This is a genomic window from Gordonia sp. NPDC003376 (genome assembly GCF_053589235.1).
This window is the reverse complement of record NZ_JBSFRM010000021.1, coordinates 78,989-98,862: the sequence shown is the minus strand read 5'-3', so window position 1 is coordinate 98,862 and position 19,874 is coordinate 78,989. Positions and strand designations below refer to the sequence as shown.

Below are 19,874 nucleotides of genomic sequence, written 5' to 3'. Positions count from 1 at the left end.
GTGAAGCGTAGTTGCGCACCCGGATGCGGGCGTTCTTTGCGCACGATCACTCGCATCCCGGCCGGCCAGGTGCTCAGGTCGAGAACACCGGTCAATTCGGCCACCCACGCCCCGTCACGTTGCACACCGTCGGCGTCGTGGGCCGGGGTCCAGGCCTGCGGTGAGAGGTGGTCGATGACGGTGGCCGTGGACTCGGTCAGGCTGAAGCCGACGGAGTATGCCAGTCGTCGGCGGGTCAGGAGTCCAGGAAGTCGTGGGTGCCGCCGGCGGCATCGGTACGGATCAACACACTCTTACCGGGCCGTGAACCGGTGACCGAGGGCAACTGTGCCAGTGTCTGGGCCACCACGGTGATGTGGTCGGCGGCGGTGTTGGCTCCGGCGTTCCCGGCCCGCGACGCGATCGCCAGCGGTTCCCCGGTGCCGGTGGCACCGTGGTCGACGAACGCGCAGAGTGGGTGGAATCCGGAGCCCTGCTTGTAGGTTGGTGCGGCGTGTTCTTTGTCCGAGTGCGCGGTGACCAGGGTGGCGTCGATATCGACGATCGCCGGGTTGCCCGCGTCGGCATCATGATCGGGGGCCGCCTTGCCGGCTGCTCGCCAAGCATTTCGACGGGCTACGGCACGAGCAGCATTGATCGCTGGTAGCGCGGTCGGGGGTGTCGGCGGCCAGCGCAGTGATCAACCGTGACACGGTGGGATCAGAGGCCACGCGACCGAACACCGCCGGATCGGCGCGGACTTGGTTGATGTCGGCCAGACAGTCCCGACCGTTCGCGACCGCGACGACGGCCAGATCCATCACGATCTTGCCTGGGTCATGAGTTGCCAACGGTTACGCCACCCTCCAAGTGCCCTCGACAACCCGGTGGTCAAGCCCGTTTTCTCTGCGGCACGCAGCAACACCGTCGCCCCGGCGTGCGACACGATCCCGGTTCCGGAGCCATCTGCAGATAACGACGGGTAGGGCGACGTAGACTTACTCACCAGATTGGTGCTCGGCGACCATGAGATATTCGGACCTTCGCAAGTCGAATTATCCCAGGTCAGAGCACCTTTCTTCGTTTACGACACGAAACCAGCGTGAAAGCCCGAGGCTAACCTCGGCTAGCAGCCCACAAGCCGAAGTCCGGCGTGTGAGCCGAGACGCCGCCCACTTCAAGCCCAGTGGCTACGCGGCCCGCCCCGCCTAGCGGAACAATCCTTCGAATGCGGCAATCTCGGCTTCAAGCCAGTCGTCGTAGTCGCGGATCCGCCGAATGTGCCCCCGGATGAGGATCGACCGTCGTACATCGAGGGCTCCGGTCGATCCCGGTGGCCAGTTCGTCGGCCCGACGAAGTTTGCGCACGATGTCCTCCGCCGTATGCCACTTACGTCCTGCCATGCCCTACATCGTCGCTTCTCTGCCCTGATTGGGGCAATCAGGACTCTATGACAACCCGGTTCGGTTCACGGGGTACACGCCAACTCTTTTCGTTCCCGCTTGTCGGATCCAGCAAGCGGAACCAGATCAGTACGCGGGATGGTGTTCGATCGGCGATCAGGGCGCAACCTTCAACCCGATCACCCCGGCGACGATCATCGCGATGAACAGCACCTTCAGCAGCGTCGCCGACTCGGCGCCGGTGGCCATGGCGAAGACGACGGTGAGCGACGCCCCGATGCCCACCCACACCGCGTATGCGGTCCCGGTGGGCAGGGTCCGCATCGCAAATGCCAGCCCCGCCATGGACGCCACGAGTGCGACCACGAAGACGATGGTCGCCGGCCATCGCGACAGACCGTCGGATCTGCCGAGCGCTGTGGCCCACACCGATTCGAGGACACCGGACAGGATGAGAACGATCCACGCCATGACGATTCGACCTCCGCGCGCGCCGTCTTGTCGTGGGGCCGGGTACGGTGCACCTCGTCCGGGGTGCGGTTCGCGCACCTGAATCCCGACCCTAGCAAACGTCAACTGCCGGTTGCGGGCTCGTCGTATCCGACGATCTCGCCGACCAGGGTCTTGACTTCAACCGAACTTGAACTCCGATCATCGTCGCATGACACACGAACTGCTGCACCGCATCGACAAGTTCTCTGTCCCGGCCGAGGCGAGGGACGAGTTCCTGGATCAGATCAACGCAATCCACCGACTCCTCGGCCGGCAGCCGGGAATCCTGCGCAACGAAGTCGCCCAACTCGTCCAGGGCGACAGCACTTTCGACGTCGTCACGATGGTGGCCTGGGAGTCGAGGGCGGCAGCCGAGGCCGCAGGCCGGGCAATCGCCGACGACGCCGCGGCGCGAGGGTTCGACCGCATCGCCTTCATGCAGCGACTCGGCGTCACCGGCGATTTCGGAACCTACGTCATCGCGTGATCTGCGTGTGGCCCAGCACGGAGAAGCGGGTCGGTGGTGCAGCTGATCTGGCACCATCGTCTCCGTGACCCGCATCGGCCCCACCCGAACCCTCGTCCGCGCAGCACTGATCGGTGGGCCCGTACTCGTCGGAGCGGCGGCAGTGGCGCGATTCGCGGCGACCAATCTCTGCACATTCCGGCGGGACTGGCGGTCGGTGCTCGCCGCCGGGTACACCGAGAAACAGGTCGTCGTCGACGGGGTGGTGATCAATTACGGGGAGGGGCCGGCACGCGGGAAGCCGCCACTGCTGTTGATCCACGGGCAGGCGTCGGACTGGAAGTCGTACGCTCCTGTGCTGCCCGATCTGGCCGCAATGTTTCACGTGTACGCCGTCGACGTCCCCGGCCACGGCGGCTCGGACCGGATCGCCGATGGCTACACCGCCATCGGAATCGGTGCGCTGCTGAAGCGATTCGTCGACGACGTGATCGGCGAACCGGTCGTGCTCTCCGGCCACTCCTCGGGTGGGCAACTCGCCGCATGGCTTGCCGCGAATGCTCCCGATGACGTCACCGCAGTCCTCCTCGAGGACCCGCCGATGTTCACCACACTGCTTCCGCGCGCCGAAAAGACCTGGAACTGGGTCGATCTCGCGACCTGCTGTCACTCGTTCCGCGCCGCTGACGACACCGACTTCGTCCGCTACTACTGGACCCATCAATACATGTGGAAATACTTCGGGGGCGGCGCCGACCGAATCCGCCGGCTCGGAACCCGATCCCGCGACCGGCATCCTGATCGTCCGCTCGCCCTGTGGTGGTGGCCGGTCAACAACCTGCTCCGCAGTATGCAGACCTACGACCCGGTATTCGGGGACGCGTTCTACACCGACGCCTGGGACGAGGGCTTCGACCATGAGTCCACATTGAAAGCTGTTGTCCAGCAGACGATCTACGTGCACACCGCCGTGGACTTCGACGGCGACATCCTCCGTGGGGCCGCCTCCGACGAGGACGCGGCCCGCATCGTGCACTTGCTCCCGAATGCGAGGCTGGTGCAGGCCGACACCGGCCACGGCTTCCACGACGAGGACCCCGCGCACTTCGTAAGCCTGCTGGACGAACTGCGTCGATGAGACCGGCGTTCACCGTTCCACATGAGATGACGCGCCAACACTGTTACGCTCCCCGAAATACTTGATCGAACGATCGACATCGGGGTCGAGGAATGCCCGTGTCCACGCGGGTGACAGGGTTGTGGCGAGAGTGAGAGGTGAGAATGACTTCTGGTGTGACGCGGCGTCGATTCTTGTCGGGCAGTGCGGTGGCGGCAGGAGCCGCAGCAGGTGCGATGACGTTCGGCCGGGGGTCGGCACAGGCTGCACCCGTCGACGGCGAGGTGGACGCGATCGTCGTCGGAGCCGGTCTGTCGGGTCTGGCCGCGGCGAAGTCCCTGGTGGAGGGCGGTGCGTCGGTCGTCGTCCTCGAAGCGCGTGACCGGCCGGGTGGTCGCGTCCACAACATCACCTCGCCCAAGCTGGGCGCCACCCTCGATGCCGGAGCCGAGTTCATCGGCCCGACCCAGAACCACATCGCCGCGCTCGCCAGGGAATACGGCGTCGCCACCGTTCCCACCTACAACACCGGCGACAGCATCTTCTTCGACGACGGTCGTGCGCAACGCATCTCGGCGTCGGTTCCGTTGCCTCTCATCCCCGACATCGGGCAGGCCGGCCCGGCGCTGGCGCGCGCCCAGGCCGACGCTCTCGCCGGGTTTCCGGTGGGGGAGCCGTGGAAGCACCCGAACGCGCGCTATCTCGATTCGCTGACCTGGAAGCAGTACACCGACCAGATGGTCTCCACCCAGACCGCACGTGACCTGATGCAGGTCGCGATGTCGGCGCCGTTGTCGGTGCGACCGGACGAGGTGTCGGCGCTGTACTTCCTCAACTACATCGCCGCGTCCGGCGACGAGAACAATCCCGGCACCCTGGTCCGGCTGCTCAGCACCGACGACGGCGCACAGGAGCGGCTCTTCGTCGGCGGTGCCGCACAGATCCCGCTGCGCATGGCCAAGGCGCTCGGTGACCGCGTGGTCTACAACGCCCCGGTCCGCTCGATCTCGTGGAACGGCAAGCGGGCCACGGTATCCAGTGATCAGGGCGCCTTCACCGGGCACCGCGTCGTCGTCGCCATGTCGCCGGCCATCAGCGGCCAGATCGACTACCGGCCCGGCCTGTCGGCCGCCCGCAAGGGGCTGCACCGCGGCTATCACATGGGAGCGGTCAGCAAGTTCGCCGCGCTCTATCCCACGGCGTTCTGGCGCAAGAAGGGGCTCTCGGGCCAGGTCTACGGCGACGGCTGGCCGATCGACGTGACCTTCGAGTCCTACACCGAGGGTCACCACATCCTGATGGGCTTCATCTCCGCCGACGCCATGCGACGCCTCGACCACCAGCCCGAGTCGGTGCTGGTGCGCGAGTGTATCGAGAACTTCGTCGACTACTTCGGCCCCGAGGCCTGTGACTACCTCGACTATGGCGTCTTCAAGTGGGATCTCGAACCGTGGTCCAAGGGTGGACCGGTGGCGGTCAGCTCGCCGGGCACCCTCACCCAGTACGGGCCCGCACTGCGCGATCCGGTGGGCCCCGTCCACTGGGCCGGCACCGAGACCGCCGACTACTGGACCGGCTACATGGATGGTGCGGTGCGCTCCGGGCAGCGCGCGGCCCGCGAGGTCCTCGGCGTGCTGTCGTGAGATCCGCGCGCGCCGGGCTCGGAGGTCAGGCGACCGTCGCGATCCCGAGGCTCGGGAAGAAGTAGCAGGTGGCATCGCCCTTCCTGATCGATCCGAAGATCGCCGAGAGCACCGTGCCCTGACCGGTCTCGACGATTCCGCCGCGGACGCCGTTGGACGGGACGTACGTGTTGAGTTCCTTCTTGAGGACCGCGAACACAGGATTGTTCGGTGAGAGGCCGACTCGGGCGGCGACCGCGCCGACGATGACATCGGTGAAGCTGCCCATCCTCGCGCCCAGCCCGCCCTGGAAGGTGTTCACGTTAAACCAGGCGACCTGCATCCCGGACTTGTCGCCGGAGTCGTCGAAGGTCCCGATCGGCACGAAGCCGTACAGGATCTCGCCGGATCGCACCGCGTTGATGTCGATATTGCCGTACGTGATGTTGCCGACGATCGGCGTGAACGGACCCGGAACCGCGCCGCCGAGCGCCGACGGGAAGGTGAAGTCGGTGCACGCACCGATGGTGGGTGTGAACGGGGTGATGCCCAGCTGGTCGAGCAGGGCGTTCGCCGCCTCGATGCCGTCGATCGCGCCGGCGGCCTGCGACGGTGACGGCGCGATCGCATCGAGGGCGCGTTTCGCGGCCAGCGCTTCGGCCGAGGCCGGCGGGGCGGCGTCAGCGGTGGCGGGTGCGATGAGTGCACCGCCGACCAGCGCGACGGACGCCGCGGCGGCGACCATCATGTGGCGAAGAGTCGATTTCATGATGGACCTCCATGGATGATGACCTCGACCCCCGATCGAGAGTCATTGTGGCCCTGTATCTGGCGTCCTCGGGGCGAAATCGGGTGAAACCGGGCGGTTCTGCGACCGATTCCTGGAAACGTCTCATCGTCGGGTGGTGCAGTTGTAGCTTCGGATCATGAGAACCAGGGGGATGCTCATCGCCGTCCTGTCCGCTCTTGCTGCGATCGCGGCACTCGTCGGACCAGGTGGTGGTGTGGCCCGTGCCGATCTGCCGGTGCAGTACAACTTCCTGAGTGGTATCCCGGGCGAGCTGACCCATCCGGGCGGATCGCTGCCCGGTTCCAACGACTTTCACTGCAAGCCATCTGCCGAGCATCCCAATCCGGTTGTGCTGGTGCATGGTACGGGTGGATCGCAGCAGACCAACTGGGGTACCTATGTCCCGCTGCTGAAGAACGAGGGGTACTGCGTCTTCGCGCTCACCTACGGTCGGATCCCCGGCGCGCCATGGCCGATCAGTGCCATCGGCGGAATGCGGCCGATGCAGGATTCGGCTGCCGAACTCGGCCGCTACGTCGACGAGGTCCTCGCCGCCACCGGTGCGGAAAAGGTCGACATCGTCGGACATTCGCAGGGAACGGCGATACCGGACTACTACGCCACACACCTCGGCGGCGCCGACAAGATCGACAAATACGTCTCCCTGGCGCCACTGTGGAACGGGACCAACACCTTTGGTGCAGGACTGCTGCTGCCGCTCGTCCGGCAACTCGGGGTCAGCGCCGAACAGCTGCCGATCTGCCAGGCGTGCGGGCAATTCGACCCGAAGTCGCCGTTCATGACCGAACTACGCGCCGGTGGTGTCTACCTGCCGCACATCACCTACACCAACATCGCCACCCGCTACGACGAACTCGTCGTGCCCTATACGTCCGGGCTGGAGCCGGGCGGCGCCAACGTGCACAACATCGTCGTACAGGACGGCTGCCCCGTCGACCACTCCGAACATGCGGGTATCGCCGGGTCGCGGCGCGCCGCCTTCTTCGTGCTCAACGCACTCGACCCGGACCATCCGAGGCCGGTCCCGTGCGATCGCGCCGCGCCGATCACCGGTAGTCCGTCCTAGGGAGCGGCCCTGGTCGGAGCCCTTCCGGGCTGGGCGCATGGGGCCGGTGCGTTTCCCGTCTTCATCCGGCGCCGGCGAAGTCGGAGATTAGCCTACGATGTAGGTTAATCTGGTGACGATCGGAAGGGGAACCGAATGAAGATCACGATCCTGGGTGCGACCGGCAATGTCGGGTCGGCGACGCTGCGTGAGGCCGTCGCCGCCGGACATCAGGTGGTCGCCTACGTCCGACGGCCCGATGCGGTGGAGGCGTTGCCGGGGGTCACCGTGATCGCCGGTGACCTCGACGATTCGTCGGCCCTGACCGAGGCGATCAGGGGTGCCGATGCCGTGATCGCGGCGGTCACGGGTCCCACCAAGGACTCCACGTTCACCCAACGGACGCTGCCCGTCATCGTCGCCGCCACGCAAGAGGCGGGCGTCGCCCGGCTGGTTCAGGTCTCGGCGTTCGGCGTCGGCGACACCGCCGACAAGGCATCCTGGTTCGCGCGACTGATCTACCGCACCGTGCTCGGCAAGTTCTTCGCCGACAAGGCGGCCGCCGAACATGTCCTGACGGATTCGACGCTCGACTGGGTCATGGTCTATCCGGTCAACCTGAAAAAGGCTGATGCCGTGAAGGACTGGGCGGCAGTGCCTCTCGAGAGCGTTGCGCGGGTCCCGGGGTTGCCGACCCTGCCGTTCGCGAATGTGGCCACGACGTTGGTGGAACTCGCCGGGAGTGCGCACCTCGATGCGCGCCGTATCCTCATCACCACGGCATCCGGGTGGAAGGGGAACTGACATGAAAGTCCATCACCTCAACTGCGGAAGCATGCATCCGTACGCCGTCCCCGACGGTCTGATCTGCCACGTCCTGCTGGTGGAGACCGACGACGGCCTGGCCCTGGTGGATTCGGGCTTCGGCCTGCTCGACGGCCCGCACTGGAAGACCCGCATGGGTCCGACGAGTCGGTATCTACGCCCCGACTACGCCGATGCGGAGACCGCGATCCGCCAGGTCGAGGCACTCGGATACGACCCGCACGACGTGCGGGACATCATCCTCACCCATTTCGACGGTGACCATGTCGGTGGACTGGACGACTTCCCTTGGGCACGTGTGCATCTCACCGTCGACGAGGTCGCCGCCGCTCGAACCCGTGCCACCCTCGTCGAAAAGCGCCGCTACCGGGAGGGGTACATCGACGAGCTGACCGTGGTCGGTCACTCGCCGAGCGCCGCCGAACCGTGGCGGGGATTTCCTGCCGCCACCGAACTGACCGACATCGCCCCCGGCGTCGTGCTCATCGCCCTTCCCGGGCACTCCCGCGGTCACGCCGCGGTGGCCGTCGATGCCGGTGACCACTGGGTCCTGCACGTCGGCGACAGCTTCTATCACCACGGTCAGATCGACGGAACCGGTGGCGTCCCCACGGCGCTGACGGTGATGGAGTCGGTGATCGCCCGCGACCGCGCCAAGGTCCGGGCCAATCATGAACGGCTCAGCGAACTCTGGGCAGATCATGACGCCCACCTCACCCTGGTCAACGCGCACGACCCCACGCTGTTGCGGGCCGCGCAACTGGCCTCGGGGACATCGAACTGATCGGGGCATCGAACTGATCGGACGCGCCGCACTGGCCGGGAAGCGCCGTACTGGTCGGGAAGCGCTCGGCTCAGTCCGCGCCCGAGATCCGCGACCGGTGACGCAGATACGCGGACACGACCACATCGGCGGCACGACGTGCGACCTCGTCCGGCCCGTAATGGAATCGGGTCGGTTGGTCCGGCCCGAAGATCAACTCCTGCTGCAGGATCGCCAGCGCCGTGCGAACGGCGAAGTCCAGGTCGCGCGCGGCGGCGTCATCCTCATCGAGGTGGGCGGTCGCGCCGTCGGGTCCGGTCGAACGATGCAGCGGTGTAGCCAGCCGGCGTGAGATCAGTGTGGTCAATTCGGCAGCGCGCCGATAGACCGTCGGGTTGTCCGACAGCAGCACACTCCGCAGCAGGCGGTGATTCGAGCGGTAGAGCTCGGTCCATTCCGTGGCCGCGTCCCGGATGAATTGCTCGTCGTCCACGTCCGCACCGGTGGTGGCGCCGGCCGGACTCGTCGCGGCTTCCGCCGCGCGTCGGATGAATCGCTCGTGGAGCTCGAGCAACAATGCCGTCTTGTCCGAGAACCGGGCGTAGATCGCCGTCGGCGCACATCCCGCCTTCGCCGAGATCTCGGCGATGGTGATCTCCTCGAACGGCTTGTCGGCCAGGAGTTCCTCGGTGGTCGCGATGATCCGCTCCATCGTGGCGCGGCTACGCGCCTGCCGTGGAGCGATGACCTGGGTGTCGGTGGCTCGACTTGCCATGGACCCACTCTAGGTCAGCGTGGGGGTTGACTAAAACGGTAGTGCCACTACAGAATGGCGTGACGGAGATCTCATGTGGGTGAGATCCATAGCTGCCCAGTGCGATTGCCGGGCCGATTCGTCATGACGCAGAGGTGGTGAACTGATGGCACAGACGGTCATCGTGGTGGGTGCCGGTCCCGTGGGTCTGGGTGCCGCGCTGGAACTGGCTCGGTTCGGTGTTCCGACCGTCGTCCTCGAGGCGCGCGACCGGCCGTCCGGGCATCCCAAGACGCGGAACTTCAACACCCGCACCATGGAGATCGCCCGCGGCTGGGGACCGTTGGTCTACCACCGCTTCCGGTCGGTCGACACCCCTCCTGGCTGGAAGAGTCCCATCCGGTTCTTCGACACCGTGACCGGTCGTGAGTTCGGCTCCATCGAGAGCAGCGGGTTCGCGGGGCCCGGTCCCGCGGTGAGTCCGGCGTTGCCGGTGATGTCGTCGCAGGATCTGCTCGAGTCGATCCAGCGTGACGCCGCGCGCGCGACCGGGCTGGTCGATCTCCGGTTCGGCCACCGGGTGACCGAGGTCGTGCGAGGTGCGGGCTCCACCGACACCGACGCCGCGGTGCTGGTCACCACCGGTGGCGGTGACACCTACGAACTCACGGGTGCGGCGATCGTGGCGGCCGACGGTGTCGACAGCTTCGTTCGCGCGTCGGTCGGCGCCGAACTCGACGGTCCGCAGAACATCCACCACTTCGTCAACTGCTACTTTCACGCACCGCTCGAGTCGTACGTCGGCGACCGCACCGGAGTGCTGCTCTACGTGGCCAATCCGCAGGCGTACGGAGTGCTCCAGCCCCTCGACGCCGCCGGACGGTGGCTGTGCCAGATCACCGTCGGACCCGACGACTGGGATCGGGAACGATGGCCGGCGCAGCGGGTCGTCGACTGGGTCCGGGCAGCCGTCGGCGTGGACGACATCGAGGTGGACGTCCGCAGCGTCGGGACCTGGCGGATGAACGTCACCGTCGCCGACCGGTTCGTCCATGGCCGCGTCGTCCTGTGTGGCGATGCGGCACACCAGTTCCCGCCGACCGGTGGCCTCGGTGTGAACACCGGTCTGCAAGGTATGCACAACGCGATGTGGAAGCTCGCGATGGTCGTTCTCGGTCATGCCGACCAGGCGCTGCTCGCCACCTACGACGCCGAGCGTCGCCCACCGGCGCGACGCACCGCCGACCAGAGCTACGTGAACTTCCAGAACGTCACCCGGATCGGTGCCGCCGAATACGGGCTCGGTGACCCGGGGCTGACCGCGGCCGAGGTCATCGCCGAGACACGCAGGTACGGAAACCATCTCGGTGTCGAGTTCGGGACGCACTACACCTCGGACGCGGTGATCCCGGACGGGTCGTCGCCGCCGGGCGTCGCCGACGACTACTCCGACTACGCACCGTCCGCAGTGCCGGGATGCCGTGCGCCGCATGTGTGGCTCGGCCGCGACCGCGAGGTGTCGACACTCGATCTGTTCGGGGCCGGGTTCACCGTGCTGACCGGGCCGGACGGCGTAGAGTGGCATACCGCTGTGGCGCAACTGCGTTCAGATCGTCGGGTTCCGGTGGTCGGCTACACCGTCGGCTCGGTGGGCCTCACCGACACCGGGAACTTCTTCGACACCTACGGGATCGGCGCAGCCGGGGCCGTGCTGGTTCGACCCGACGGATACGTCGCCTGGCGCTCACCGGACAGATCGGTCCGTGAGGGGAGCGAACTCGTCGATGCGCTGACCGAGATCCTGGGAGGAGACGCATGAGTGACGTCATCGTGGTGGGGGCGGGGCTGGCCGGGCTGGTCGCCGCACACGAACTGACCTCGCGCGGACGGTCGGTGACCCTGGTCGACCAGGAGAACGCGCACAACCTCGGCGGCCAGGCGTTCTGGTCCTTCGGCGGACTGTTCCTGGTGGACTCTCCCGAACAGCGTCGGATGCGTGTACACGATTCGTCGGACCTCGCCTGGAACGACTGGCTCGGCAGCGCCGGATTCGATCGTCTCGACGACGAGGACCGGTGGGGCCGGCGCTGGGCGCAGGCCTACGTCGAGTTCGCGGCGGGGGAGAAACGTTCGTGGATCGCCGAGCAGGGGATCGAGTTGACCCCGATGGTGGGCTGGGCCGAGCGTGGTGACCTCACCGCAGGGGGGCACGGCAACTCCGTCCCCCGGTTCCATGTCGCGTGGGGCACCGGGACCGGGGTCGTCGCCCCGTTCGTGGCCAGTGCCCAGCAGGCCGCCGAGCAGGGACTGCTCACGTTCTGCCATCGGCACCGGATGGACGAGCTGATCGTCGACCAAGGGGCCGTCACCGGGGTCCGCGGCCGGATTCTCGCGCCCGACGACGCACCCCGGGGCGTGGCCTCCAACCGTGACGAGATCGCCGACTTCGAACTGCACGCCCAGGCCGTCATCGTCACCACCGGTGGTATCGGCGCCAATCATGATCTGGTGCGCCGGTTCTGGCCGGATCGGATGGGAACAGCACCGCGCCACATGATCTCCGGGGTCCCCGCCTATGTCGACGGCCGCGGTCTGGAGATCGCGGCGCGCGGTGGTGCCCGCCTGGTGAACCGGGATCGAATGTGGCACTACACCGAGGGGCTGCACAACTGGAATCCGATCTGGCCGGCACACGGTATCCGAATCCTGCCCGGGCCGTCGTCGCTCTGGTTGGATGCGCTGGGCCGGCGGCTGCCCGCGCCGTACTTCCCGGGCTATGACACCGTCGGTACGCTGCACTACCTGCGCACCACCGACGACCTCGCCGGCCACGATCACTCCTGGTTCGTCCTCACCCGCAGGATCCTGGAGAAGGAGTTCGCGCTGTCGGGGTCGGAACAGAATCCGGATATCACCGGCGGTACCAAACTCGACGTCGTGCGATCCCGCCTCGCCCGCGGAATTCCGGGACCGGTGAAGGACTTCGAGGAGCAGGGAACGGACTTCGTCACCGCGGACACGATCGAGGAGTTGGTGTCGGGGATGAACGCGCTCACCGAGCGGCCACTCCTCGACGCCGCCGTCGTCCGGGAACAGATAGAACAGCGAGATCTTCAGGTGTCCAACCCCTTTGCGCGTGACGCCCAGATCCAGGGGATCCACAACTCGCGGCGCTACCTCGGCGACCGGCTCAGCCGGACCACCGCGCCACATCGACTCCTCGACCCGCGCCATGGCCCGCTGATCGGGGTCAAGCTCCACACCCTGACCCGAAAGTCCCTGGGCGGCATACAGACCGACCTCGATTCGCGGGCACTCGGGGCCGATGGTGAACCCGTCGACGGTCTGTACGCCGCCGGTGAGGTCGCCGGCTTCGGTGGAGGTGGCGTGCACGGCTACAACGCACTCGAGGGCACGTTCCTCGGTGGCTGCCTGTTCTCCGGCCGGCAGGCCGGCCGGGCCGCGGCACGGAGTGTGCTCTGATGGGCGCGCCGGGACCGCTGACCATCCTTCGCGGCCTCCGATCCCCGTCTTTGGATCCGTGGCGGCATCTCGAATCACCTTCGGCTGTATCAGGATCGGCCGGGAAGGTGCACGCCCGATTCCTGGGTGTGTCGACCCTGCTGCTGACCGACGGCACCAGCACGATCCTCACCGACGGGTTCTTCACGCGCCCTGGGCTCGTGCGCGTGCGCGCCGGGCGGGTCCGGCCCGACCGCGCCGTGATCCGTGCGACCCTCGACCGATTCGGGATCGGTGCGGTCGACACCGTGTTCGTGGTGCACTCGCACTACGACCACGCGCTCGATTCGGCCGACGTGGCCGACATGACCGGAGCCCGGCTGCTCGGGTCGTCGTCGACCCGCAACATCGCCCGGGGCCATGGATTCGACGACGACCGTTTCGATCTCGTCACCCTCGGTGAACCGTACCGGGTCGGGGCGTTCACGCTCACGGCGCTGCCGGCCGAACACAGTCCGGGTGACCTCGCACCCGGGTCGATCGATGCGCCGATGTCGCCGGGCGTCAAGGCCACCGACTATCGGACCGGGGACTGCTACACACTGCACGTCGAGCACGACGGTCGCGAGCTGATGATCCACGCCAGCGCCAACATGCGGGCCGGCGTGATCAGTGGATACCACGCCGAGACCGTGTATCTCGGCATCGGGGTGCTCGGCAAGCAGACCCCGGGGTTCCGTGACACGTACTGGCAGACCCTCGTCACCGACACCGGTGCCCGCACGGTGATCCCGATCCACTGGGACAACTTCACCCGAGGACTGGATCGACCGCTCGTCCCACTGCCGGAGTTCTTCGACGACTTCACCACGAGTATGGAGTTCCTCACCGCACGAGCCGATCGCGAGGGTGTGCGACTCGAGTTGCCGGTGCTGGGGCGGGTTACCGACCCGTTCATCGAAAAGTACTCACCCTGAGCGCGATTCGGACTCCTCCTCCGGTCCGGGCTGCGGTCGCATCCGGTCGAGTGCGTCGAGCATGACGTGCAGGCCGAACTCGAACTCCGCCTCGTGATCGCACACGGCGAGGTCGGCGGCCGCGGTGGCGACGGCGGGCAGGCCGGAGCCGGCCAGATCGTCCCGGCGCTGCGCGCTCGCCACCGGGTCATCGGTGCCGAACGTGGGCCCGGCATCCACCTCGCGGAGCAGGGTGCCGAGCAGGAAGGCGAGCGCCGTGCGCATGGCGTGGACTGCTTGATCAGTTGGAAACCCCTGGGCCAGTAGTGGTTCGAGCACCGACTCGATCGGTGCCAGCGCGGCCGGCGAGGTGAGCTGGCGGGTGAGCACGACCGGTGCGGCCTTCGGATGCTCGAGCATCGCATGCCGGAATTCGCGTGCGCGCATCTCGATGTCGGTGCGGGGATCGCCCGACGACGGCGTGTCCGCCAGCGTCGACAGCAGCATCTCGGCGAGGCCGTCGAGGATTCCGTCCTTGCCGTCGACGTGGTTGTACAGACTCATCGGGTCGACGTCGAGTTCCTTGGCCACCCGGCGCATGGTGATCGCGTCGAGCCCTTCGGCGTCGACGATCGCCAGGGCCGCGTGCAGGACACGATCGCGCGTGAGGGCGTTGCGGCTGCCGCGGGGCGGGCGGCCACGACGTTTGGCGGGGGCAGGCTCGGGCGCGGAATCCACCCGACCAGTCTGCCCGACCCGCCCCACGCCGTCGCCGCCCGCTCGCCGGTGGGGCCTGATCAGCCCAGCGCCGCCATGATCTCGGCGAGGGCCGCCGGATCTCCACCGATCAGGCTCGCGTCGATCTCCTGGATCGGATTGGAGCCGTCCCAGTTGTCGGCGGCCAGTTTGACCAGGCCGAACACGAACTTCTTGGTGCCGCCGACGTCGGAGATCTCCACCACCGTTCCCGGGTGGTGCTCGGTCTCGAGGTAGGCGAAGCGGCCGTCGTCGCCGCCGATCTGGCCCTCCTGCCCGACGGTGAACCCGGCGGCCAGCGCGCGGTCGTAGAGGCCCTGGTAGTCCTCGCTCCAGTACGCCAGATGCTGCACGCCCTCGTTACCCGCGTCGAGGAAGTCGCGGTACATCGACGGCGCGTCGTCGGTGGGACTGATCAGCTCGATCTGCACGCCACCACTGTTGGCGATGGCGACGTCCATCGCCATGTCCGACAGTTCGCCGCGATAGGTGAAGTTCTGTGGCCGAACGCCTTTCAAGTAGAACCACGGGCCCACGCCGGTGGCGAGAAAGCCGCGCATCGACGCCTCGACATCGCGGACGACGTAACCGATCTGGGCGATGCCACCGAAGATGTTGGCCACCGGATCCGGGGTCGGATCGGGGGTGGTGTGCGCGGCGGAGAAGTCGAGCACCACCTTTCCGACACCCTGCCCGGACCGCAGGTGCTCGGCCGCGGCCTGCGCGTCGTCGGCGTCGAAGACCCGATCGAGTCGCGGAGTGATCGCGCGGCTCGCGACGGCGGGTAGCACCTGGTCGGTCAGGGCGCCGACGACGGCCGCGAGTTCGGCCCGGGTGCGGATGGAGAAGGTGGTGCCGAGCAGCCGCTGGCGCCGGAATGCGACGGTGTCGAGATCGAGTTCGGTGCCCGCACCGGCGAGGCGTCCGATGCTGACGATGGTGCCGCCGATCGCCGTGGCCGCGGGTAGCGACGCGAACAGCGGTCCGCCGACGTGATCGAGGGTGATGCCGGCACCGGCGCCGTCGGTGGCCGCGAGGACCGCCTCGGCGAGGTCCTCGGTCCGAGTGTTGACGGTGACGTCGGCGCCGGCGTCGATCAGGGCCTGGCGCTTGGTGTCGGTGGTCGTCGTCGCGATCACCGTGGAGGCGCCGAGGGCCTTGGCCATCTGCACCCCGATCAGGCCGATCGACGAGGTGGCGCCGACGATCAGCACCGAGTCGCCCGCGGTGAATCCGGCCTGCGTGACCAGCGCGTCGTGTTCGGTGATGAGCCCGACCGGCAACGAGGCGGCGTCGGTGAAGTCCAGGCCGTCGGGGATCGGGACGACGAGGCGCGGATCGCAGATCGCGTTGTCGGCGAAGGCGCCGACCGTGATGCCCATGACCCGGGTGCCCGCGGGTAGATCCGGGCTCAGCAGGCTGGCGGTCTCGACCACCCCGGCCACCTCCATGCCCGCGGTGAACGGGCCGTCGCCCTGGGAGTTGGCGGTGTAGCTGCCTTCGAGGGCGTAGAGATCGGCCCGGTTGACCCCGGCCGCCATCACCCGGATACGGAGCGCACCGAGCTGGTCGGGAGGAGTGATGTCCTCGCGGACCCAGTCCGGTCCCTTTCCGCCGATGAGTGCACGCATGGTCTTCCCCGCTTTCGCCGTCGACGTCGGCCTCCCGGCGTCGGATCTGTTAGACAGATCACAGGGTAAACCTACTTCGTAGGTATATACAAGGATCGGTTCGGTCGTGACGTTCAGAAACCAGGGGAAGCGGGTCGGTCGGAAACCCGGGGAAGCTCGCCTTCCCTTAGGTGCATCGCCGTCCCCGAGTTGCAACGCGGGGAAGGTGATGAATGTCGGGGAGGGTCACTTTCCCCGACTTTCGGGACTTTCCCCGAGTTGCAACGCGGGGAAGGTGATGAATGTCGGGGAGGGTCACTTTCCCCTGGTTTCGGGACTGTCCCCGAGTTGCAACGCGGGGACGGTGGTGAATGTCGGGGAGGGTCACTTTCCCCTGGTTTCGGGACTTTCCCCGAGTTGCAACGCGGGGAAGGTGATGAATGTCGGGGAGGGTCACTTTCCCCTGGTTTCGGCGCGTGGCGGGGAGGGTTGGGCGGGTGTCGGAGGCGCAACCTTCCCCGAGTTTCGGGACTTCCCCCGATTTCCGGACCTTCCCCGACTTTCAGGCGACGCCGACAGTGCGTAGACCGGCGGCGGTCGCGGCGGCGAGGACGACGACCACGGCGATCGGTGCCCGGCAGACCGCGGCGATCACGCCGACGGCGACCCCGGCGGCGCGGGCCCAACCGGCGAAGTCGTGTCCGGCGTAGATCGCGCCGGTGGCGGCGACGGCGAGCAGCAACACCACCGCGGCGCGGTCCATGAGTGCGGCAATCCTCGGCGGCACCGACACCCTGCTGCGTAGCGCGGGTCCGGCGATCCGCAGGAGGTAGGTGCCGAGTGCGAGCGTGGCCACGCCGATCACCACCGACATGCTGTGGCTCATCGGACCGCTTCCTCGATCTGATCGTGAGAATCTCTGGGCGCGTGGCCCATTCGGACGGTGAGCAGGATTCCGACCAGGGCGATCAGCACCGGAACGCCCGGCGGGACGAACGGCACCGCCGCCAGTGCCGCTCCCGCGCCGATGAGAGCCGCAGTGGCAGTGGACCTCTCGCGCAACGCCGGGATGGCGAGGGCGGCGAGCAGTGCGGGGAAGGCGGCATCGAGGCCCAGGACGTCCGGGTCGGCCACCATGCTCCCGAGCAGTGCGCCGAGTGCGGCCCCGGCGGGCCAGCAGGCGAGAATTCCCATGCCGCACAGGAAGAACACCGCGCGTGCCCGACGCCGGTCGGTCTCCGGTGCGGTCAGTGCGGCGGTCTCGTCGTTGATCAGGTGGGCGCCGATCAGCATGGACGGCCCGCGGTCGAGGTGACGGCCGACGGCCAGTCCGTAGCCGAGGTTACGGGTGTTGACCAGCAACCCGGCGGCGGCGCCGAGCAGGGGAGCGCCACCGGCGGCGAGCACCGCGACGAAGACGAACTCCGACGACCCGGCCAGGACCACCACGGCGATGATCGCCAGCTGCCACCAGCTCAGTCCTGCGCCGTGCCCGGACACCCCGTACGACATCCCGATCACCATCACCGACAGGCACATCACCGCAACCGTCCGAACGGTGGCGGCATCCAGATCGCGCCAGGGGGCGCGCACGACAGGTGTTCTGTCCGACGAACGCATGTCTACTAGAATGAACACCATGACAGGTGTTCGTCAAGATGGACGATCGTCCGGCGAACCGGACGATCCGGCCGTGCGGACCGATCCGCGGCAACAGCTCGACCCGAAACAGCTCGTCGCGGCGGGTCTTCGGCGCGAGCGGGCGCGGGCGGGACTCTCGCTGGGCGAGCTGGCCCGCCGGGCCGGCGTCGGCAAGTCGACGCTCTCCCAACTCGAGTCCGGCGTCGGAAACCCCAGCGTGGAAACGATGTGGGCGCTCAGTACGGCCCTGGGTATCCAGTTCTCGGCGCTGCTCGACGCGCCCGAACCGCGCGTCGAGGTGATCCGTGCGGGGGAGGGGCCGGTGATCGCGGCCGCCGACGCCGACTACCTGACGACCCTGCTGTCCTCGGCGCGGCCGGGCTCACGGCGTGACCTCTACCTGATCCGGGCCGAGCCGGACTCGCCGCGGCGGTCGCTGCCGCACGCGCGCGGCATCGTCGAGCATGTGGTGATCAGTGCGGGGCGCGCGCTGGTGGGGCCCGTCGACGATGCGGTCGAGCTCGGGCCGGGTGACTACATCTGCTATCCCGGCGATCTCCCGCACATCTTCGATGCCCGGGAACCCGGCACCGTCGCGGTGCTGATCAGCGAGGCCTTCTGACGCGCCGACCGGCACCGGTGACGGTACCGACGTCAGGTTTGCAGACGTCCGGGGTGTGGCGCGCAGTGGCTGCGGGCGTCGGCGAGCCTGCGGTTCAGACCCAGCGCGAGCCACGGCCGGGCGCCCCATGCCACACACCGTCCGGCCAGGATGGACGGTGCGGCGGTGAACCGGCCGTGCGCGGCCAAGACCACCGAGATCGGGTCGATGCTGATGTGGACGTCGGCAGGCTCCGGGTCGGTGGGATCGATCTCCAGGCGGCCGTCGCGGAACTGGTACACGATCCGTTCGCCGGTCTGCCGGATCCGGATGTCGTAGGTGGCCGAATGACCCGAGCAGACGTGGTGGTCGGCCCACGGCCGGAGGAGTTCGTGGCCACCGCGGGTGACCATCGGCGCGATCATCGGGTCGATCGACCAGTGCCGCCCGAGCGAGCGTGCGATGTCCCGGCCGCGAACGGCCATCTCGCCGATCAGGATTCCCAACGCGGCGTCGGCCCGGACACGACGCTGCCCGGCGATCCGCATCATCGGAACGCGGGCGCCGAAGTGTTCGACGGTGTCGAGCAGTTCGGCCAGGTCGGCGCGGAACATCTCGACCAGGTCGCCGACGTCCCGGGTGGGGAGATTGGCGATCTGCTTGGCATAGATGTCGTTGAGATACTTTGGGTGCGAAGGCCATTCGTCGTCGCCGCGGGTCAGTGCAAGGTAGCGCGACGGCTCACAGGCCACATGCCCGACGCAGTCGGCGAGCGACCATCCACGGTGGGACTCGACGCGGACCTCGGGGGATTCGACGTCGTACACCAACGCGGCGAACCGGTCACCCAGTGCCTGTGCTGCATCGATGTAGTCGAAACGGGAGATCGTCTCGCGCATCGGCGGTTCACCCCCCATCGCACGGACGAGGTTACCCCGGCGAGAGCAAATGTGCATCGACCGATCCACAACGATTTGATAGCGAACGATGGATCGATGGACGACGGAACCGCGGTCGTCGCCGTAGCGTGGCAGCCATGACCTCGCCGTATCGCCGCAGCACCTCGGTCGCCGATCTCAGCGACCTGCCCCGCGGGCTCCGCGACGCACTGCGCAACCACGCGCAGTCGCACCAGCTCACCATCACCGACGGACTTCCCGCCTGGCTCACCCGAAGTGAGAACCCGCCGTCGTCGTCGCTGCTCGGGCGCGCGTTCAAGCGGCGGGCCAACTCCGCCGATCCCGACGCCGAGCACCAGACCCTGGTGATCGTGCACCCCACCCATCTGATCGTGGCCATCTCGGGTGCGGTGCGCGGCGAGAGCGTTCTGTCCGGACCGCTGGTGGCGCTGTCGGTGGCGCGGCGCTCCATCCCGCACGCCGACCGCGTGTCCGACGCGGAGGCCGGCCTCAGCATCACCGGCCTGCGCATCGAGTCCGGTGAGACCGGTTCCTTCTACGTCGGACTCGGACCCGAACAGGCCGGACACGAGTGCGCCGACGCGGTCCGCGCCGCGATCGACGCGGCCAAGAATCCGGGGTGACCCGAATCCTCCTGTGTTCGACACCTA

The 19,874-nt window shown here is 67.7% G+C and carries 19 protein-coding genes, 1 pseudogene and 1 riboswitch; of the genes and pseudogenes, 11 read left to right on the top strand and 9 right to left on the bottom strand.

Translation table 11 applies throughout. From position 1 onward, the window contains the following. Window positions 1–985: pseudogene (locus ACWDUA_RS19320) on the bottom strand (IS1380 family transposase); the annotation flags it as partial. A gap of 554 nt (window positions 986–1,539) precedes the next feature. After that, on the bottom strand, window positions 1,540–1,854 hold the full coding sequence (locus tag ACWDUA_RS19315) for a DMT family transporter (RefSeq protein WP_449752620.1): 315 nt from the start codon (window positions 1,852–1,854) through the stop codon (window positions 1,540–1,542). 16 nt (window positions 1,855–1,870) lie between these two features. After that, a riboswitch (guanidine-III (ykkC-III) riboswitch) is annotated at window positions 1,871–1,937 on the bottom strand. A gap of 107 nt (window positions 1,938–2,044) precedes the next feature. On the opposite strand from ACWDUA_RS19315, the gene ACWDUA_RS19310 reads away from it, so the two are divergent. From ACWDUA_RS19310 to ACWDUA_RS19300, 3 genes are all read left to right on the top strand, one after another. Continuing rightward, window positions 2,045–2,362 (top strand): antibiotic biosynthesis monooxygenase, encoded by a 318-nt coding sequence (locus ACWDUA_RS19310; protein ID WP_053776858.1) that lies wholly within the window; start codon window positions 2,045–2,047, stop codon window positions 2,360–2,362. Between the two features lie 64 nt (window positions 2,363–2,426). Then, window positions 2,427–3,479, top strand: a complete 1,053-nt coding sequence (locus ACWDUA_RS19305) for an alpha/beta fold hydrolase (RefSeq protein WP_449752619.1) — start codon at window positions 2,427–2,429, stop codon at window positions 3,477–3,479. A gap of 143 nt (window positions 3,480–3,622) precedes the next feature. Further along, window positions 3,623–5,101, top strand: coding sequence for a flavin monoamine oxidase family protein (locus ACWDUA_RS19300; protein WP_449752618.1), 1,479 nt, complete (start codon window positions 3,623–3,625; stop codon window positions 5,099–5,101). Window positions 5,102–5,126: 25 nt separating this feature from the next. Here ACWDUA_RS19300 and ACWDUA_RS19295 read toward each other — a convergent pair whose 3' ends face one another. Continuing rightward, entirely contained in the window at window positions 5,127–5,849 is a 723-nt protein-coding gene (locus ACWDUA_RS19295) for a hypothetical protein (RefSeq protein WP_449752617.1), read from the bottom strand. Window positions 5,850–6,006: 157 nt separating this feature from the next. Here ACWDUA_RS19295 and ACWDUA_RS19290 point away from each other — a divergent pair, with 157 nt between their 5' ends. The 3 genes from ACWDUA_RS19290 (at window position 6,007) to ACWDUA_RS19280 (ending at window position 8,545) form a co-directional block, all read left to right on the top strand. Continuing rightward, on the top strand, window positions 6,007–6,957 hold the full coding sequence (locus ACWDUA_RS19290; RefSeq protein WP_449752616.1) for an esterase/lipase family protein: 951 nt from the start codon (window positions 6,007–6,009) through the stop codon (window positions 6,955–6,957). Between the two features lie 135 nt (window positions 6,958–7,092). Beyond that, on the top strand, window positions 7,093–7,740 hold the full coding sequence (locus tag ACWDUA_RS19285; protein WP_449752615.1) for an NAD(P)-dependent oxidoreductase: 648 nt from the start codon (window positions 7,093–7,095) through the stop codon (window positions 7,738–7,740). A gap of 1 nt (window position 7,741) precedes the next feature. After that, window positions 7,742–8,545 carry an MBL fold metallo-hydrolase gene (locus ACWDUA_RS19280; protein WP_449752614.1) on the top strand — a complete coding sequence of 268 codons (804 nt, stop codon included), beginning with the start codon at window positions 7,742–7,744 and terminating at the stop codon, window positions 8,543–8,545. A 70-nt stretch (window positions 8,546–8,615) separates the two neighbouring features. On the opposite strand, the gene ACWDUA_RS19275 is transcribed toward ACWDUA_RS19280, so the two are convergent. Further along, on the bottom strand, window positions 8,616–9,299 hold the full coding sequence (locus ACWDUA_RS19275; RefSeq protein ID WP_449752613.1) for a TetR/AcrR family transcriptional regulator: 684 nt from the start codon (window positions 9,297–9,299) through the stop codon (window positions 8,616–8,618). 145 nt (window positions 9,300–9,444) lie between these two features. On the opposite strand from ACWDUA_RS19275, the gene ACWDUA_RS19270 reads away from it, so the two are divergent. From ACWDUA_RS19270 to ACWDUA_RS19260, 3 genes are all read left to right on the top strand, one after another. Then, on the top strand, window positions 9,445–11,097 hold the full coding sequence (locus tag ACWDUA_RS19270) for an FAD-dependent monooxygenase (RefSeq protein ID WP_449752612.1): 1,653 nt from the start codon (window positions 9,445–9,447) through the stop codon (window positions 11,095–11,097). Beyond that, window positions 11,094–12,761 carry an FAD-binding dehydrogenase gene (locus ACWDUA_RS19265; RefSeq protein ID WP_449752611.1) on the top strand — a complete coding sequence of 556 codons (1,668 nt, stop codon included), beginning with the start codon at window positions 11,094–11,096 and terminating at the stop codon, window positions 12,759–12,761. Before ACWDUA_RS19270 ends, ACWDUA_RS19265 begins: the two co-directional genes overlap by 4 nt. A gap of 107 nt (window positions 12,762–12,868) precedes the next feature. Further along, a complete protein-coding gene (locus tag ACWDUA_RS19260) occupies window positions 12,869–13,717 on the top strand; it encodes an MBL fold metallo-hydrolase (protein ID WP_449752610.1) in 849 nt (282 codons plus the stop codon). Here the strand turns inward: ACWDUA_RS19260 and ACWDUA_RS19255 are convergent. The 4 genes from ACWDUA_RS19255 to ACWDUA_RS19240 all read right to left on the bottom strand — a co-directional run bounded on the left by ACWDUA_RS19255 (window position 13,709) and on the right by ACWDUA_RS19240 (window position 17,682). Further along, window positions 13,709–14,434: a TetR/AcrR family transcriptional regulator gene (locus ACWDUA_RS19255; RefSeq protein WP_449752609.1), complete on the bottom strand. Its 726-nt coding sequence runs from the start codon at window positions 14,432–14,434 to the stop codon at window positions 13,709–13,711. The genes ACWDUA_RS19260 and ACWDUA_RS19255 overlap by 9 nt on opposite strands. Before the next feature lie 59 nt (window positions 14,435–14,493). Then, entirely contained in the window at window positions 14,494–16,083 is a 1,590-nt protein-coding gene (locus ACWDUA_RS19250) for a zinc-binding dehydrogenase (RefSeq protein ID WP_449752608.1), read from the bottom strand. A 541-nt stretch (window positions 16,084–16,624) separates the two neighbouring features. Next, window positions 16,625–16,948 (bottom strand): AzlD domain-containing protein, encoded by a 324-nt coding sequence (locus ACWDUA_RS19245; RefSeq protein WP_449752607.1) that lies wholly within the window; start codon window positions 16,946–16,948, stop codon window positions 16,625–16,627. Further along, window positions 16,945–17,682, bottom strand: coding sequence for an AzlC family ABC transporter permease (locus ACWDUA_RS19240; protein WP_449752606.1), 738 nt, complete (start codon window positions 17,680–17,682; stop codon window positions 16,945–16,947). The genes ACWDUA_RS19245 and ACWDUA_RS19240 overlap by 4 nt, the downstream gene beginning before the upstream one ends. 19 nt (window positions 17,683–17,701) lie before the next feature. On the opposite strand from ACWDUA_RS19240, the gene ACWDUA_RS19235 reads away from it, so the two are divergent. Continuing rightward, complete coding sequence (locus tag ACWDUA_RS19235; RefSeq protein ID WP_449752605.1) at window positions 17,702–18,325, top strand: helix-turn-helix domain-containing protein; 624 nt, start codon at window positions 17,702–17,704, stop codon at window positions 18,323–18,325. Between the two features lie 32 nt (window positions 18,326–18,357). Here the strand turns inward: ACWDUA_RS19235 and ACWDUA_RS19230 are convergent, their stop codons facing one another. Then, window positions 18,358–19,203, bottom strand: a complete 846-nt coding sequence (locus ACWDUA_RS19230; RefSeq protein WP_449752604.1) for a maleylpyruvate isomerase N-terminal domain-containing protein — start codon at window positions 19,201–19,203, stop codon at window positions 18,358–18,360. Between the two features lie 137 nt (window positions 19,204–19,340). Between ACWDUA_RS19230 and ACWDUA_RS19225 the strand changes: the two genes are divergently transcribed. Then, window positions 19,341–19,847, top strand: coding sequence for a hypothetical protein (locus tag ACWDUA_RS19225; RefSeq protein ID WP_449752603.1), 507 nt, complete (start codon window positions 19,341–19,343; stop codon window positions 19,845–19,847). Window positions 19,848–19,874 lie beyond the last annotated feature (27 nt).

Bases quoted from the DNA above. Each gene is read 5' to 3' on its own strand.
- ACWDUA_RS19270 (WP_449752612.1), top strand. From the start codon at position 9,445: ATGGCACAGACGGTCATCGTGGTGGGTGCCGGTCCCGTGGGTCTGGGT.
- ACWDUA_RS19265 (WP_449752611.1), top strand. From the start codon at position 11,094: ATGAGTGACGTCATCGTGGTGGGGGCGGGGCTGGCCGGGCTGGTCGCC.
- ACWDUA_RS19275 (WP_449752613.1), bottom strand. From the start codon at position 9,299: ATGGCAAGTCGAGCCACCGACACCCAGGTCATCGCTCCACGGCAGGCG.
- ACWDUA_RS19250 (WP_449752608.1), bottom strand. From the start codon at position 16,083: ATGCGTGCACTCATCGGCGGAAAGGGACCGGACTGGGTCCGCGAGGAC.
- ACWDUA_RS19290 (WP_449752616.1), top strand. From the start codon at position 6,007: ATGAGAACCAGGGGGATGCTCATCGCCGTCCTGTCCGCTCTTGCTGCG.
- ACWDUA_RS19300 (WP_449752618.1), top strand. From the start codon at position 3,623: ATGACTTCTGGTGTGACGCGGCGTCGATTCTTGTCGGGCAGTGCGGTG.
- ACWDUA_RS19280 (WP_449752614.1), top strand. From the start codon at position 7,742: ATGAAAGTCCATCACCTCAACTGCGGAAGCATGCATCCGTACGCCGTC.
- ACWDUA_RS19235 (WP_449752605.1), top strand. From the start codon at position 17,702: ATGACAGGTGTTCGTCAAGATGGACGATCGTCCGGCGAACCGGACGAT.
- ACWDUA_RS19310 (WP_053776858.1), top strand. From the start codon at position 2,045: ATGACACACGAACTGCTGCACCGCATCGACAAGTTCTCTGTCCCGGCC.
- ACWDUA_RS19230 (WP_449752604.1), bottom strand. From the start codon at position 19,203: ATGCGCGAGACGATCTCCCGTTTCGACTACATCGATGCAGCACAGGCA.
- ACWDUA_RS19315 (WP_449752620.1), bottom strand. From the start codon at position 1,854: ATGGCGTGGATCGTTCTCATCCTGTCCGGTGTCCTCGAATCGGTGTGG.
- ACWDUA_RS19240 (WP_449752606.1), bottom strand. From the start codon at position 17,682: ATGCGTTCGTCGGACAGAACACCTGTCGTGCGCGCCCCCTGGCGCGAT.
- ACWDUA_RS19245 (WP_449752607.1), bottom strand. From the start codon at position 16,948: ATGAGCCACAGCATGTCGGTGGTGATCGGCGTGGCCACGCTCGCACTC.
- ACWDUA_RS19285 (WP_449752615.1), top strand. From the start codon at position 7,093: ATGAAGATCACGATCCTGGGTGCGACCGGCAATGTCGGGTCGGCGACG.
- ACWDUA_RS19295 (WP_449752617.1), bottom strand. From the start codon at position 5,849: ATGAAATCGACTCTTCGCCACATGATGGTCGCCGCCGCGGCGTCCGTC.
- ACWDUA_RS19225 (WP_449752603.1), top strand. From the start codon at position 19,341: ATGACCTCGCCGTATCGCCGCAGCACCTCGGTCGCCGATCTCAGCGAC.